This is a genomic window from Terriglobus albidus (assembly GCF_025685425.1).
GTDB classification, from domain to species: Bacteria; Acidobacteriota; Terriglobia; order Terriglobales; family Acidobacteriaceae; genus Terriglobus; species Terriglobus albidus.
The window spans coordinates 177,589-192,836 of record NZ_JAGTAS010000048.1 but is presented as its reverse complement, the minus strand read 5'-3'; the positions used below and the strand labels follow the sequence as shown (position 1 = coordinate 192,836).

At 58.5% G+C, this 15,248-nt stretch carries 12 protein-coding genes; 2 read left to right on the top strand and 10 right to left on the bottom strand.

Features of this window, described 5'->3' with window-relative positions; translation table 11 throughout:
- Nucleotides 1-393: 393 nt before the first annotated feature.
- The 6 genes from OHL21_RS08845 to OHL21_RS08820 form a co-directional block, all read right to left on the bottom strand.
- A complete protein-coding gene (locus tag OHL21_RS08845; RefSeq protein ID WP_263416894.1) occupies nt 394-1,332 on the bottom strand; it encodes a hypothetical protein in 939 nt (312 codons plus the stop codon).
- Nucleotides 1,333-1,561: 229 nt separating this feature from the next.
- Nucleotides 1,562-2,956 carry an alpha/beta hydrolase family protein gene (locus OHL21_RS08840; RefSeq protein ID WP_263416893.1) on the bottom strand — a complete coding sequence of 465 codons (1,395 nt, stop codon included), beginning with the start codon at nt 2,954-2,956 and terminating at the stop codon, nt 1,562-1,564.
- 27 nt (nt 2,957-2,983) lie between these two features.
- Nucleotides 2,984-3,991 carry a pectinesterase family protein gene (locus tag OHL21_RS08835; protein ID WP_263416892.1) on the bottom strand — a complete coding sequence of 336 codons (1,008 nt, stop codon included), beginning with the start codon at nt 3,989-3,991 and terminating at the stop codon, nt 2,984-2,986.
- A 54-nt stretch (nt 3,992-4,045) separates the two neighbouring features.
- Complete coding sequence (locus OHL21_RS08830) at nt 4,046-4,312, bottom strand: hypothetical protein (protein WP_263416891.1); 267 nt, start codon at nt 4,310-4,312, stop codon at nt 4,046-4,048.
- A gap of 12 nt (nt 4,313-4,324) precedes the next feature.
- Complete coding sequence (locus OHL21_RS08825; RefSeq protein WP_263416890.1) at nt 4,325-6,052, bottom strand: sodium:solute symporter family protein; 1,728 nt, start codon at nt 6,050-6,052, stop codon at nt 4,325-4,327.
- A 686-nt stretch (nt 6,053-6,738) separates the two neighbouring features.
- Nucleotides 6,739-7,836 carry an L-rhamnose/proton symporter RhaT gene (locus OHL21_RS08820; protein ID WP_263416889.1) on the bottom strand — a complete coding sequence of 366 codons (1,098 nt, stop codon included), beginning with the start codon at nt 7,834-7,836 and terminating at the stop codon, nt 6,739-6,741.
- Between the two features lie 186 nt (nt 7,837-8,022).
- On the opposite strand from OHL21_RS08820, the gene OHL21_RS08815 reads away from it, so the two are divergent.
- The gene (locus OHL21_RS08815) at nt 8,023-9,225 is read left to right on the top strand and encodes a TIM barrel protein (protein WP_263416888.1); all 1,203 of its coding nucleotides are present in this window, start codon (nt 8,023-8,025) and stop codon (nt 9,223-9,225) included.
- 49 nt (nt 9,226-9,274) lie between these two features.
- Entirely contained in the window at nt 9,275-10,372 is a 1,098-nt protein-coding gene (locus OHL21_RS08810) for a substrate-binding domain-containing protein (protein WP_263416887.1), read from the top strand.
- A gap of 436 nt (nt 10,373-10,808) precedes the next feature.
- Here OHL21_RS08810 and OHL21_RS08805 read toward each other — a convergent pair whose 3' ends face one another.
- From OHL21_RS08805 to OHL21_RS08790, 4 genes are all read right to left on the bottom strand, one after another.
- Nucleotides 10,809-11,561 carry a GntR family transcriptional regulator gene (locus tag OHL21_RS08805; protein WP_263416886.1) on the bottom strand — a complete coding sequence of 251 codons (753 nt, stop codon included), beginning with the start codon at nt 11,559-11,561 and terminating at the stop codon, nt 10,809-10,811.
- 281 nt (nt 11,562-11,842) lie between these two features.
- Nucleotides 11,843-13,768: a CocE/NonD family hydrolase gene (locus OHL21_RS08800; RefSeq protein WP_263416885.1), complete on the bottom strand. Its 1,926-nt coding sequence runs from the start codon at nt 13,766-13,768 to the stop codon at nt 11,843-11,845.
- 68 nt (nt 13,769-13,836) lie between these two features.
- Nucleotides 13,837-14,223: a DUF3037 domain-containing protein gene (locus OHL21_RS08795; RefSeq protein WP_263416884.1), complete on the bottom strand. Its 387-nt coding sequence runs from the start codon at nt 14,221-14,223 to the stop codon at nt 13,837-13,839.
- Nucleotides 14,207-14,986 (bottom strand): HipA family kinase, encoded by a 780-nt coding sequence (locus OHL21_RS08790; protein ID WP_263416883.1) that lies wholly within the window; start codon nt 14,984-14,986, stop codon nt 14,207-14,209. Before OHL21_RS08790 ends, OHL21_RS08795 begins: the two co-directional genes overlap by 17 nt.
- Nucleotides 14,987-15,248: the final 262 nt, after the last annotated feature.

Here is a 15,248-nt window from a genome sequence, read left to right as displayed (position 1 = left end):
CAACCTTCCCCATCGCCTACTTCGACGCACAGCAACTTCACGTCGGCAACCTACCCCAACAACAAGGCGATGGAAATCTGGAAATTTCATACAACCGAAATTCCCAGATTCCCACCGCCTCCACCACTACCTGAGACAAAAAAATGGCTCACATTCATAAACCTACCGAGCAAAAAGTGTTACCCATCTGCCCGGTCTAAACTGTTACCTATCTTCCAGGCTGCACATGGGCTGCAAGATATGCGGCTTTAGCCGTTGAGGTCAAAATCAACAACGCCTCGCAGATTGCGAGGCGTTTGTTGTTACCAGAGATGCCACTAGAGAGAAATGGGACGGCTTTCACCGTCCCATGCGAAGCCTAACGTGCATGCGGCTCCGAAAAATCAATCAAGACTACTCACGCGATCCGAAGTTCCAAGCGAAGCCAACGGAGATCACCGGATACACCGTTGCGTAGGAGTTGAGATCGTTCTGGATCTTCACCCGCTGGCGCTGCATGTCAGCCATCGCAGTCGCATCGGTCGAAAGCTTGCCGCAGCCCTGGGTATCGCAGACTGTCCCATCCATGTCCAGACCGAACTTCGGAGCTCCCGTAAAGACCACACCCAGATCCACCGGAATGCTCCAGCGGCGGCCATTACGCGGAATCAAGTTGCCGAAGCCGAAGGTGACCATCGGAGCCACCGTGCGGTCGTAAGCAAACGTGGCATTTCCTTTGACCGGATCGGTCGCCGAATTCGTGTAGGTGCCATCACCCATATCGAACCGTGCACCTGGATCGATATGAATGAATGCCGATCCATGGTTCTTCTGGAAGGCAATACCCGGACTGACGTGGAAACCGCCTGCCTTATAGAAGGGGAAGTAGTCCACCTGCACCTGTCCGGACTTGAAGTTCAGGTTGGCGTCGTAGTTCCAGCCACCGTTCCCAAAAGTACCGCTATATCCAAAGAAGTTAGCGCCCATCCGCAGGTTTACTCGCCGGCCAAGCGGCGTGGCCACCTCAGGTCCGAACCCGAGAGAACCAAAGCGAAATGCGCCGGCGTACTGGCGAAATGGGCGGATCTGGAAGGCCGACCGTCCTGCGGGCGGCGGCATGATCGTTCCGGAATCGGCCGCATCTGCATCGGCCGCATCTGCCTCATCCATCGATCCAATCGGCTGAGACGAGCTGCTCATGTCGAGGGCAGCGAGTTGGAGTGCGGGCCGATTGGCATTTACGGACCAGTCCGAAGTTGTTGCTTGCAAAGACGACGAACTCTGTGCGTGCAGGGAGAGAGATGCAACGCCGACGGCAGCCAGCGTTAGCAGAAGAATTCGGTGTTTCAGCACGTTAGTGTCCTAATAGAGGGAATTTGGTCCACACACACATCTAGCCGGCGGGTTTCGCACACACGATCCCCTTTTTGAGGCTCACTCGTCGTCCCGGGACCCCACCCGCTTGCTGCAAATTGTGGCTGACTTCGTGAACCTAGAATAGCCCGGTTTCAGCGCCCCTCGATGAATTCCTCGCGAACCGGGGAGGTCAAATGTACCATTCTGGGACAGCGCCGGGCTTCCCTCAACGAGCGGCATTCCGCGCCTGCATCTCCGCAGCCCACGACTCGTACAGAAGCTGCTTCTGCTCCCGTTTCCACTCCTCTTCCGAAAGCACCATCAGGTCCGCTCGCGGAATTCCCGGAAACCCGGTTCCGACTGCATCCAGTCCGCCTTCGCGGTCTTCCCGGATGTAGTTCTTCGAGATCTCCACGTTGTTCTTCTGAATCCACTCGGAGATGTGGGTCGTCCCGGCAGCACGGATTCCCGCCTCATCCCAGAACGCAAAGTGCAGCTGCCGGTTGAGCCACAGCATGCCATCGAGATTGACCCAACTAGTGCGATGGCTGATCCCCGGATACAGCACCGTCGTAAACAACCCATCTTCAGTACCCATCAGACGCGCGGCACGCTCCCGCGTCGCCGCGAACCACGCTGGAGGATGATCGCTCATCTTCATCACCGTATCCGCATCGCCATTCATCACGTACATGGGACCGCGTTCGGCGTTCAGCGTGTAGAGAATCGGTCCGCGATCGCCCAGCACCGCCAGCGCGCGATACGGAGGCGCCTGGCAGGGCAGCTTGCCAGTATCGAAGTACTCATGCGGTCCATCAAAGGTGCCGCCACCACTTAACAGCACGGCATGAATCCGCATGTCGATTGCTCCCGTGATACCACTGACAAAAGCACCCATGGAGTAGCCGACCGTACCGATGCGCGCGGAATCGACCTGGGGCAGCGAACGCAGATAGCTGACCGCCTGCATCACATCCACCTGCATCAGACCCGCAAGCCGTTGTCCCCAGTGCGGCTGATCGACGGCCGCATCGTGTGGTGACGGACTCTCACGGCTGGCGCGATGCGCGTTGCGCTCTCCCTCGCCGATCGGATCGTAGGTTACGGCAACCGCGCCTGCCTTTGCGAAGAGCAGGCCGCTGTAAAAGGCATACCAACTGAACTTATCGCCGCCGTGTCCGTTCACGACCACGATGCCGGGCAGTTTCTGCCCCGGCTTCAGCAGCTTGGGATCAGGACGATAGACGATCGCCGGAACACGCATACCGTCGGCCGTTGCATAGGTCACACGATCGGCAACGACTCCGGGCATCGGCGAGAAGCTTGACCATACCTTTGCATCGAGCGCCGGCAGACGGTCCGGAACGTAAAGCTGCCGGCGAATCTCATGCCGCCACGCCGCATTGCGCGCCTTTCTCTGTGCAGGGGTCAGTGAGTTGCCGGGCTTGATGAAGTTGCCGCTATCGAATGGAGGCTGCACCTGAAAGTACTGCTCCGGGCGAGGATCGCCACCGCCTCCGGCAGCTACAGGAGGCACATCGATATGGCTCTGCGCAGCCAGTACTCCCGCGGCGGTGAATACGATACTGGCAAGACTCTTGCGGAACAGTACGAATCGCATAATCCCTGTCGCTCCCGATGCAGCTAGTTATGGCAGCTTTGCTGCTTCCGCGACCGGATTCCAGCCATCGCTTCCCTTCAGGAAGACCGTTGGCCCAAACGGCTTTGCCTCCGCGGCAGTAAGCTGATGCGTCCATGAAGGACGATGTGCCGTATCCGCTCCCGGACCGGTATTGCCGAACTCTCCGTAGAAGGTCCTGGCGAGATCAGCGGCATTCGACTTCCACTCCTGCCAGCCCTGCGGGTTCAGTGTTGCCGGCAGCTCCGTATGCATAAAAACAACGCGTGAGTACGCGCGCCACGGACGGCCGAGATAGAAGCCTTTGCCCTCAACATTCTCGGCCGTCACCTTCGAGTTGGTGATGACATAACCCGTCGTCTGGGTCGCTGTCGTGCGCGACTGCGCCGTCAGATAACCGGGACGGAAGATGTGGATCTCACTCTTGTCGAAGACCGCTGTCGCATTGCCAAAGATGAAGTCCACGCCGCCGGCGATGTAGGAGTCCACATAGTACTGGCGGCCGAAGTCGGCAAAGAGCGTGTCCTGATCGCCAAGGAAGCGGCAACGCTTGAAGATGGCGCGATCGGAACTGACCGCAATGGCAACAGCCTGCCCGCTATTACCGGCAGTGTTCTCAAAGGTGATGTTATCCGCCTGGAAATCATCACCATTGATCTCGACCGATTCAGAGAAGAACGTGCCACCAGTGGTTGGGCCGGTGCGTGCGGCCGTAATCACCACCTGTGACGGATCGCTGCCGGTACCGAGAAAAGTGGTGCGTGCACGGCGACGGGAGACCCACACACGCTCCTTGTACGTACCGGGAGCGATATGCAAATACAGGCGTCCGTTGGGTCCGGGGTCAGGCGCGTGATCCATCGCCATCTGAATCGTGGGAAAGTCATCGCTGCTGGAGGTATTGCCCTTCGAATCAGGAGAGACCTTCACGTGAACATCCTGCGCCGTCAGTGCAGGAACAGAGACCAGGCAGGCAACAAGCGCCAGGCACGGCGCGGCAAACTTCCAAAGGTGCACGGCTCAGACTCCCATGAAAACGTTTTTATTTTAAGACACGATCCTGCTCCGGGGTTATGGCCGGAAGCGGATCGTGTAAAAAGCGCCGAAGAGCGTCATCCCGAGTCCCCACCAGAAGGTGGAGTGAAGTTCTGCAAGAACGACTGCCGGCGGATGCGAGAACTGATATGCACCGATCGGCAGCAGCACCAGGCCGTAACCCAGGCAAAGAATCCCGACGAAGAACCAGATGGAGAGCGGCCGATGGCCGCTCTCCGGAGCCGTTACCGACGAGGATGCCGGATGCGCATGTTCAATAGGGTGTGGCGTTTGATCGGACATTGAGGCTTCCTCCTACCAGAAGATGAGATTGACGATCACGAGCAAGAGAGCCACAACCACGGCCCAGAAGATTGGACGCTGCCACAGTGGGACTTCGTCTTCCGCAGGAATCACCGTGGCTCCGTAGACCAGTCCGTTGAGCTCCTCATCGGACTTCGCCTTGCCCATATAGCTGACCACTACCGTCACCACGACGCAGATGATCCAGCTCCAAAGTGCGCGATAGAGATTCTCCGCCATCGGCTTCGCATCCGGTGAGAGCGCGATATATCGCAGTGCGCCGGGATCCTTATAAACCCAGACCCACATCACGATGGAAGACAACGTACCGATCAGCAAGCCCCAGAAGCCGCCCGCATTGGTGCCGCGCTTCCAGAGCATGCCCAGGATGACCGTCCCGAACAGCGGCGCGATGAAGAAGCTGAACAACGCCTGCACGTAGTCCATGATCGAAGCCGCATTCATCACCAGGTACGCCGTCGCTACGGACAGCAACATACCCACCACCGTGGACGCGCGGCCCACCGTCACGTAGTGCTTGTCGGAGGCATCCTTCTTGATGAAGGCGCCGTACAGGTCATAGGTCCACACCGTAGAGAAGGCGCTGACGTTGCCGGCCATGCCGCTCATAAAACCTGCAACCAGCGCAGTGATACCAAGACCCAACAGGCCAGGGCCGCAGTAGCGCACTAGCATCAAAGGAAGAGCTTCGTTGAAGCTGTGCTGGCCGGTGCGGATCGCTTCGCTCTCCGAGACCAGGTGCATCAGGGTTCCATCGGGATTGCGCAGCACGGCAATCGCCAGCACGCCCGGCAGAATAACGATCAGCGGCACAGCCATCTTGAAGATGGCGCCGATGATTGGAGCCAACTTGGCCGCACGCAGATTGTTCGCCGAGAGTACACGCTGCACCACCAGGAAGTCCGTCGTCCAGTAACCGAAGCTGATAACGAATCCAAGACCGAAGACCAGGCCGGTCCAGTGAATGCCCATCGCGTTGCCCTGGAAGCTGCCAGTGTTGGCCCACAGGTGCATGTAGCTGTCGTTGCCGATCTGCGCTGCGATCTGATGCTTCAGGTTGGTCCAGCCGCCGGCCTCGATCAGGCCGAGAATCGGCACCAGCGCCGCGCCCGCCCAGATGAGCACAAACTGCAGTACTTCATTGATGATGGCCGAACGCAGACCGCCAAGCATGACATACAGGCCGACCGTAAAGGCGCCGACCCAGATGGAGAAGTTGATATCCCACCCGAGCACAACCTTCATCACCAGCGCCATGGAGTACATGTTTACGCCGCTCATCAGCACCGTCATGATGCCGAAGGTCGCCGCGCTGACTGCGCGCGCACCCTCGCCGAAACGAAGCTGTAGATAACCCGGAACCGAGTGCGTCTTGGAGATGTAATAGAACGGCATCATCACGATGCCGAGGAACAGCATCGCGGGAATCGCGCCGATCCAGTACCAGTGCGTCGCCAGCAGGCCGTACTGGTAGGCCGTTCCCGCCCACCCCATCAGCTCCAGCGAACCCAGGTTCGCCGAAACGAAGCTGAGGCCCGCAATCCAGGCCGTCATCTCACGGCCGGCAAGGAAGAACTCTTCGCTGGTGTTGGCTGAGTCCTTCACGTAGAAGCCGATGAAGATCACCAGCACGAAGTACATCAGCAAAATCAAAATGTCGGGCCAGGACAAGGTAGCAAGCTGCCTGGCACTCAAAAGCGCGAGCGCGAGATGGGTCATAGTAGCGGTTCGGTCTGCGAATCCATCATCAACGATAGACGATTATTTTCGCAGGCCGAATTATATCAATGGGGTTTTATCTTTGGCTCCTGGAGAATACGTTTTCTCATAGAAGGCTATAAAACGCTGAGATAGTTGACTCTTGTGGCGCCAATCAGTGATTTCGTACGGGCAACGATTTCTCATATGGCTTCCAATGGGGTGCTTCAGGGTCCCCAATGAGCTTTGTCCGTTCGGGTGGAGCTTAGCGGAGAAACCTGCTTCTCCCACACCTCGCCCTCAGCGGCTAAAGCCGCACCTCATTCATGCGTCGAGATGGCACGGCTGAAAGCCGTGCCCTTAAGCAAAACATTCGCGCGTCGCGCGAACGGAAAGACAGCCATCCAGAATAAGCCGGCAAGGATTTGATGTTGCATCCTGTTCGAGCTTAGGCGTGTAACCCTCAAGGATAATTCCTGCAGCGGCTCAACCAACGTTGCGCATAGCGCGACTATTTTCGCGCCACAGGCGCGAATGCCGTGCTTAAGGGGACGGCTTTCAGCCGTCCCCTTCAGAGCTCACGGAGACGGCGGCTTTAGCCGCTGAGGTCAAATTTCACCCGAATCCGACAAAAAGTAGATCCCTACGGGATGACAAAACAAAAAAGCGGCTCGAGCCGTAGCTCGAGCCGCCGCCCATCTCATTGTTCAATGCGCCGATCGATAATTCCCGTATCCCACGATCACCGTCGACAGAATCAGCAGCCCCACACCGCACGCGAGCACAGCCTTCGCCCGCCGGCTCGCCGACTTCCACTCCTTCAGACTCACACCCCAGATCGCTGCGAAGATGATGATCGAAGCCATATGCAGCGTCCAGCTCGAAAAGTCATACTTGCCCATCTTAGTCTGGCCCATCGAGTAGAAGAAGAACTGGAAGTACCAGATGATGCCGGCTGAAGCCGCGCAGAGATAGTTCTTCACTAATTGGCCGCCGGTAAGTTTGTTTGCGCCTCCCGCCTGAGGATCAGAAACAGCGCCCGCAAGCTGCCCTGCCGAACGCTTCCGCAGAATCAACCATGCCGACCATGCAAGGTTGGTCGCAAAGCCTCCCCACAGCACTACGATCAACACCGGCAGGTTCTGCCAGAGATCGAGCTTGCCCTGTGCCCGCAGCTCCGCGGCAGCAATATCACCGATCGGCTTGCCTGCGGCAAGACCGAAGGCAAAGAACGAGCTCATGATGCCGGCGAAGACCGCGACCACGATACCCTTCCCGAAAGACAGATCCTTCTGCTGCTCGCTCGTCGGTGTCTCACCGGCGGTATCGCGATCCTTGTAATAACCGGCAAGACCGTTCACGGCAATCGCGAGAAGGCACACACCCACACCCAGAAGAATGATCTGTCCGCCGGTCTGACTGGCGATGATGCCGAACTGCCCTTGCAGCATCGGCGGGATCAGGGTGCCGAAGGCCGTGCAGAAACCCAGCGCAACCGCGTATCCCAGCGCGATACCGAGATAGCGCACCGCCAGTCCAAAGGTCAGGCCGCCAAAGCCCCAGGCCACACCATAGAGAATGGCGTGGACTATGGCCTCATGCGGAGCGTGGGAGAGGATCTCACTGACATGCGGAACAAAGATCCAGGCAACCACCGAGGGAGCGATAAGCCATGCAGCAACGCCCTGAATAATCCAATAGATCTCGAACGACCAGCGCCGGATGGCGCGAAACGGAATGAAGTTACTGGCTGAGGCAAGACCGCCAAGCCAGTGATACAGGACGCCGAGCAGAGGTCCGGGCATGCAAACTTTCCTTTAGCTGCAAAAGATAGGTACGGCTATGCTGAAAAAACATCCATGAGAGGCTCAGAGGCAAAAATGAGCTTTCTTCATTAGGTGAATAGTTTCTCATGTGAATTCGAACTCTGGTAGTATGTGCGTTGCAGTCACCGAAATCATTTCCCAAGGACCCTAACGATGGAACGAAGCATGTCATCTCTTCCGCAGGAGAAACAGGAGCGCGTGTGGCGCGCTCTCGACGGACTCCAGATCGAGATTCCATCGTGGGGCTTCGCCAATACCGGCACCCGCTTCGGCAAGTTCATTCAGCCGGCGGCCGCCACTAACCTGGTCGAGAAATTCGCTGACGCCTCCGAGGTTCACCGTCTGACCGGCATTACGCCCACCGTCGCGCTGCATGTGCTGTGGGATCTGCCCGAAGGTGAAGGCAGCGTTGCGCAGGTGAAGGAACTGGAGCAGACTTACGGCGTACGCGCCGGCTCGATCAATCCGAACCTGTTCCAGGACCAGGAGTACAAGTACGGCTCGCTTTGTAACCCTGACCCCGCCGTTCGTGAAAAAGCCGTGCAGCACATGCTGACCTCAGTCCGTATCGCCAGGGCTCTCGACTCGCGCGATATCTCGCTGTGGGTCTCCGATGGATCGAATTACCCCGGCACACAGAGCATCTCCCGCCGCATCGGCTGGCTGGAGGAGGCCCTCAAAGCAACCCACAACGAGATGGCGCCGACGCAGCGCCTGCTGGTGGAGTACAAGCCCTTTGAGCCCGCCTTCTATCACACCGATATCGCCGACTGGGGCATGGCCTACTCACTCGCCAAGGCCGCTGGACCGCAGGCCGTCGTGCTGGTCGACACCGGACATCATGCACTCGGCACCAATATCGAGCAGATCGTCGCCTGGCTGCTGCATCTGGGCGTCCTGGGCGGCTTCCACTTCAACGACCGCAAGTTTGCCGATGACGACCTCACCATCGGATCGATCGATCCCTACCAGGTTTTCCGTATCTTCCACGAGATTCTGAGCTACAAGACCTGGAACGAGGTGCACGAAGATCAGATCGCCTACATGATCGACCAGAGCCACAACCTCAAGGGCAAGATGGAGGCGATGGTGCAGACCGTCATGCAGGCTCAGGAGCTCTTCGCCCGCGCCGCCCTCGTCGACCAGAACCTGCTCGCCGAGCTGCAGGATAGCTGCAAGCTGGTCGAGGCCGAGGAGCACTTCCGCGGCTGCTTCTACACCGACGTTCGCCCGCTGGTTGCCGACTGGCGCCAGTCGCGCGGCCTGCCCGCAAATCCCCTCGAAGCCCTGCATACCAGCGGCTACGTGGAGAAAATTACCGAAGAGCGGGCGGCAAAAAACAGCAATACCCAAAGCTCGTATGCCTAAGCCATAGGCAGCTCTACTCGGGTTCCTTCATAATGGAAGGCACCTGAACGTGGCACCCAAAGGCAAAAGCCGGCAGCTCTACCTGATCCCTGTCCTCTCCAAGGCCCTCGACATCCTCGAGATGCTGCAGCAGAGCCAGGGTATGACGCTCGAATCCATTCACAAGCAGACGGGCATTTCCAAGACGACCGTCTACCGCATCCTGAAGAGCTTCGTACACCGCGGTTACGTCTCGCAGAGCGCTGACGGCACCTACCGGCACGTTACCCGGCAGAAGAAGCTGCGCTTCGGCTTCGGCAGCCAGAGCAGCGAGATGCCCTTCGCCATCGCCGTCGAAAAGAGCCTGCGCAAAGCTGCGGCCGCTGTCGGAGTCGATTTGCTGGTGTTGGACAACTCCTACGACGGCGCCACCGCCGTCGCCAATGCCGAAAAATTTGTGCAGAACAAAGTCGATGTCGTCATCGAGTGCCAGATCGACCAGCATGTGGCCCCCATCATTGCCGACCGCATCGCCGCCGCCAATATTCCCATGATCGCGGTCGACATCCCGCACCCGCACGCCATTTACTTCGGTGTCGATAACTATCGTGTCGGCTATGCCGTCGGTGAGGTGCTGGCGGAACATGCTCTCGAGCGCTGGAAGGGCAAGATCGACTGGATCATCGGCCTCGACCTCGCAGAAGCCGGCCCTATGGTGCAGAGCCGTATCACCGGCGTCTTCGAAGCCCTGCGTAACCGCCTGCCCGAGACCCCGGTCGAGTGCTTCGTCCGCATCGACACCCGCGGCCTGCGCGATAAAAGCTCCACCGCCGTCCTCGAGTTCCTCAAACGCCACCCGAAAGACCGCCGCATCCTGATCGCAGCCGCCAACGATACCGCCGCTCTCGGAGCTATCGACGCCGTCCGCAAGCTCGGCCGCGAGAAGCAGGTCGCCGTCGCCGGTCATGACTGCGTGGAAGAGATGATCGCCGAACTCCGCCGCAACGACTCGCCGGCGGTCGCTTCCGTCTCACACGAGGTCTCGCAGTACGGCGAATACCTCATGCGCCTGGGTCTCTCCCTGCTGCGCGGCGAGATCGTACCGCCCTACAACTTCACCCAGTACGAAGTCGTCAGCCGCGAGAATTTGCCAGCCTCCGGCTCCTAAGCGAGTCTCGGCAAAATTGAGGGCGGGTGTCTCTCATACTTTCTGATCCGAACATTGGCCAGCTCTGCTGGCCAATGGAAGCGCCTTCGGCGCTTGGTCTTGCTTAAGGGATGGCTTCAGCCATGCCGTATCCGGTTCGGAAGGTACGCGGCTTCAGCCGCTGAGGTCTGTCTTTGGATTGCCCTCAGCGGCTAAAGCCACCGAAAACGTCGTTCTGACGGCACGGCTGAAAGCCGTGCCCTTAAACAAAACGAAACACACAGCCCCTTCATACCTGAATGCGTCAAGAGGCCATTCCCAATCTTCGTGATTCTTCTTCTCTTGCGAGGCCCTCACCCGGGCGGGAACTAAGGTCACTTTAAAAGCGGTTCGCGTTGGGGCACCTAGTGTACGGGCTCAGCCGCCCATGCCGTACGTCTTCAACTTTCAACTTCTTTCACCCGCCCAGGCTGGCGAGGTGCTGTTCCCGTTCCCAGAGGTCAAATTCCTCCAGCCGTTCCTGGGCGCTTGCCCGGATGTGTTGTGACAACAGGCTGCGCGCTGCTTCCGGCTCACCATCGATCACCGCCTGAAGGATCTCCTTATGATGACGATGAATTCGCTCCAACTCTTCCCGGCGGTGGCCGCTACGCTGGATGCCGAAAATGCGAATCATCAGCCGGGTCTCATTCACCACCTTCAACAGGCGTTCATTGGCCGCCAGCCGCAGCAGCAGTGTGTGGAAGCCAAGATCGCTTACGGCAAACCGCCGCATCTGTTCTTCGTCCAGCTCTTTCTGTCCGGAAGATTTCAGCTCCTTCAGCAGCGCCTGCGTTTCGTCCAACAACTCTTTCAGACGGGCAACGTCAGTTGGGCGAACCCCATTCTGCGCCGCGCGGCCTACAGCAAAGACCTCCAGCGCCTCGCGCAGCTCATACAGCTCCGTGATGCCCTGCCGCGTCAGACGCGTGACCACAATGCCGCCACCGGGACTCAGCTCCAGCATGCCCTCCGCCAGCAATTGCCCGGCTGCCTCACGGACAGGAGTGCGGCTGCTGCCCAATTCCTTGGCCAAGGCCACTTCCGAAATCAGCTCACCGGCCCTCAACTGACCGTTACCAATCTTCTTCTGGATAAGCAGGTACGCCTTCCGGCGTACTGAGTCTTTCTTTCCCTTTTGCTGGTGATGCGTTGTAGACCGTCTCGGCATGCAACAAGTCTAGGGCGTATCGGCATATAGGAATAGCCAAAATGCGGTCTGCCCGGAATCTAACCTTTCGTTTTGTCATTTCGCAGCGACCGAAGGGAGCGGAGAAATCTGCTTCTCTACCAGAGTCACAACAAAGAAGCGGATCGAGCTCCGCTCGATATTCCCACATAAGCTTCGCCTATGTGGGGCACCCGATCTATACCCAACCATGCATTAACGCTTTAACTTTTAACTTTCAACTTTTAACTCGCCCACCCATGCCGTAGGTCTTCAACTTGCAACTACTTGACTACAGGCAATTCCACCGCACTCCCGGCATAGATCCGCTGCGTCGCCTTCACATAATCCTCAGGCTTCGCCCAGAAGATATTCGGCACAAACTTCTGCGGATTGCGGTCATAGAGTGGGAACCAGCTCGACTGGACCTGCACCATGATGCGGTGTCCCGGCAGAAAAACATGGTTCGCCGTCGGCAGCTCCCAGCGGTACTCGAGCGGCTTATTCGCCTCGATCGGTTTGGCGGTCGCAAAGCTCTCGCGATAGCGGCCACGAAAGATATCCATCGCAACCGCAAGCTGATATCCACCCATCTCGGGCTGCTCAGCCACTTCATCGGGATAGAGATCGATGAGCTTCACCACCCAGTCCGAATCCGTACCCGACGTTGAGGCCAGCAGCTTCACCAGCGGCTGTCCGCTGATCTTCAAGGGCTCGGTCAGCGGCTGGCTGACATAGCTCAGCACATCCGTTCTGCCGGAAGCCTCACGCTGGTCATCCACCAGCCAGTTCACCCATGTCAGCGGAGGCGTGTATCCAATGGGCTGATTCGGACGCGCACGGAATGGCACCGGCTTCGCCGGATCGGAGACGTACTCTTCAAACTCACCGGTTTTATTCACTGGCGCACTCCAGGTTGCTGCCAGCCCTTTACCGAGGTACAAATCCTTCTTCTCGATGCTGCAGGTTCCTTCGCATCCCGCCGGCCAGCTCTTCAGCTTGCGCCACTCATTGGTACCGGTCTCGAACGCCGTTACCGGCGCCACGTCCATCGCCGGAGCATCGTCCTTCAGGTAATGGTCGAGGAACGGCAGCAGCACCTTGCGCATGAAGTAAGTGCCGGTGGCGCTTCCCCAGCGGATATCGGCCATATTGCTGGCCTCTTCGATCTCCTGCCCGTGGTGCCAGGGGCCCATCACCAGGAAGAGCTTGCCCTTGTTGGCCGGCTGCGCCGACAGCGCCTTGTACACCGCGATGTCGCCATAGATATCTTCCTGGTCCCACAGGCTATGCACCAGCATCATGGGAACCGCCAGCGGCTCCTTGGCCAGCAGATTGTCGACAGCCTGCTGTTGCCACCACTCGTCATACGCCGGATGCGCCAGGATATTCCGCCAGAAGCCAACCTGCTCCGCTCCATGTCGCCTGCCCATCTCTCCGGCTGAACCCGCCTTCATCCAGAAGTCGTACTCATCGAAAGCGTCGGACCACCACTTGTAGTCGTTGGAGCGCGAGCCTTCCTGTTCGTAGATATACGGCAGATTCTGCTGACGGAAGGCGCCATTGTGGAACCAGTCATCGCCCCTCCACCCATCGACCATCGGGTTCATCGGCACCGTCACCTTCAGCGCCGGATGCGGATGATAGGCCGCCATCAACGGCTCGAAGCCGTCGTAACTGATGCCCAGAGTTCCAACCCTCCCATTGCACTCGGGGATGTTCTTCACCAGCCAGTCAATGGCGTCGTAGGTATCAGTCGAGTCGTCTACGGGCGTGGGATTCAGCGGGCCTTGCACCGGACGGTTCATCACGTAGTCGCCCTCGGAGCCGTACTTACCGCGAATGTCCTGCACCACGCGGATATATCCGCCGCCCACAATCGTATCGACAGCATTGTCATACCCATACAGAGCTACACCCAGATGCGCGCTGGCGCGGTTCGCCGTCAGGACATTGGCGCTGTACGGTGTGCGCGTCATCAGGATGGGAGCTTTCTTGGCTATCGTCGCCGACTTCGGCACCAGGATGACCGTATGCAGCTTCACGCCATCGCGCATCGGAATCATCGCTTCGCGGCGCGTATAGTCGAAGCCTGTCTCAGTCGGTTTCAGCGTATCCGGCGTCTCACTGGGATACGCAGGATACTTCGGCTTCTCCTGCGCAGCACAGGATGCGACCATTGCGGCCAGAACGAGGACGTGCAGTTTCACAAGATGCCTCCGATATGTGTCGACTGCAATCACCATATCGCGAGGCCTTACGAGAGCCTACGAATTTTTCAGGGATTGGCGATGACGAGCTGCCGCAGCAGGCTCTCCACCAGATCTTCAGTGCCTTCACACACGCCTGTCCGCACCGGGCTGGTCTGGAGAATCGTACTGCGTGGCGAAGTAAGCCAATGGAAGCGGGCCTTCAACTCCATCTTCGCCAGCGGGCCGGCAGATTCATCACCGGCGGCGATCTTCTCCACGGCTTCCAGGTGCAGACGGATGGCGCCGAGATCGGCCTGCGGCCACAGGGCTTTCAGGCGCTCTTCATCCAGCATCGTCTTCGCCGCGAGATAACGCTTCTCCAGGCAGAGCACGATCACACCCACGTTGATGAACTCCTCACGCTCGACGCGGGGAACAATGCGAATAACGGCGTAATCAAACGAGGCGCGCACGCGTTGCCTCCTCTTCGAAGCGATCGGCATCATCGAGCCGCTTCATCAGGAACTCCACATACAGCGCACGCTTGGCGTCAGGAGTATCAGCCCCCTCCTCCGGCTCCAGCCATGCATCCGGCACCAAAGCGAGAATACGCTCAAACTCGCCTCGGCTTAGCCGGGTACGGGCTATCTTCCCAGCGGCCTTTACATCAGTCGCCCACGGCAACAACACATGATCGCGGATGGCGCTGAAGGGGCTCGCCGCTTTCTCCATCATCGATGCCCAGTCGTGCTGCACATAGAGCGCCGCTCCGTGATCGATGAACCACAAATTGCCTCCCCAGCACAGAAGATTCGGATTTCGCGGCGTGCGATCGACATTCATAACAAAAGCATCGAGCCACACCGCCATTGACGCAACCTCAGCCGTCGCACAGTCCCCGGCGGCAACCTCGAACATCGTCGATCCGGGCAGATAATCCATGCCCAGGTTGCGCCCGGTAGAGGCCTTCAACAGATCACGGATCTCCTCATCGGGATAGTTGCGTCCCAGCGCCGCATCGATCTCGACAAAGACCAGTTCCGGTACGCGCAGGCCAACGGTTCGCGCAATCTCGCCGGCAACGATCTCGGCCAGCAGAGCCTTTACGCCCTGCCCTGCGCCACGAAATTTGACGACATACATGCCATCATCGTCCGCCTCCACAATCGCAGGCAGACTTCCGCCCTCACGCAACGGCACGGCATAGCGAGTCGCAAGCACTTCACGCAACGGCATGTTTAGATCGCCTTCTCGTTCTTCGGTTGCATTTGAGTGTTTACCAACACGCGCAATGTATTCCCTTACTGAAATCGTATTTCTCGACGCATGTAGTAGTTAACTAACAACGCTGTTCGTGAGCCTAGAGTGGGTGATTATAGAGCGGGCCTTCAGCCCTTCGTTTCCTGGTCGCCTGAAACCTGGGGCGTTGCCCCAGGCTGGTATAGAGCGCGCCTTCAGCGCTTTAATCTGTGTCCCTACCCGGGTGCCCCACCCTCGG

Coding starts and splice junctions, on each gene's coding strand:
- OHL21_RS08840 (WP_263416893.1), bottom strand. CDS start 2,956: ATGCGATTCGTACTGTTCCGCAAGAGTCTTGCCAGTATCGTATTCACC.
- OHL21_RS08830 (WP_263416891.1), bottom strand. CDS start 4,312: ATGTCCGATCAAACGCCACACCCTATTGAACATGCGCATCCGGCATCC.
- OHL21_RS08825 (WP_263416890.1), bottom strand. CDS start 6,052: ATGACCCATCTCGCGCTCGCGCTTTTGAGTGCCAGGCAGCTTGCTACC.
- OHL21_RS08820 (WP_263416889.1), bottom strand. CDS start 7,836: ATGCCCGGACCTCTGCTCGGCGTCCTGTATCACTGGCTTGGCGGTCTT.
- OHL21_RS08815 (WP_263416888.1), top strand. CDS start 8,023: ATGTCATCTCTTCCGCAGGAGAAACAGGAGCGCGTGTGGCGCGCTCTC.
- OHL21_RS08805 (WP_263416886.1), bottom strand. CDS start 11,561: ATGCCGAGACGGTCTACAACGCATCACCAGCAAAAGGGAAAGAAAGAC.
- OHL21_RS08790 (WP_263416883.1), bottom strand. CDS start 14,986: ATGCCGTTGCGTGAAGTGCTTGCGACTCGCTATGCCGTGCCGTTGCGT.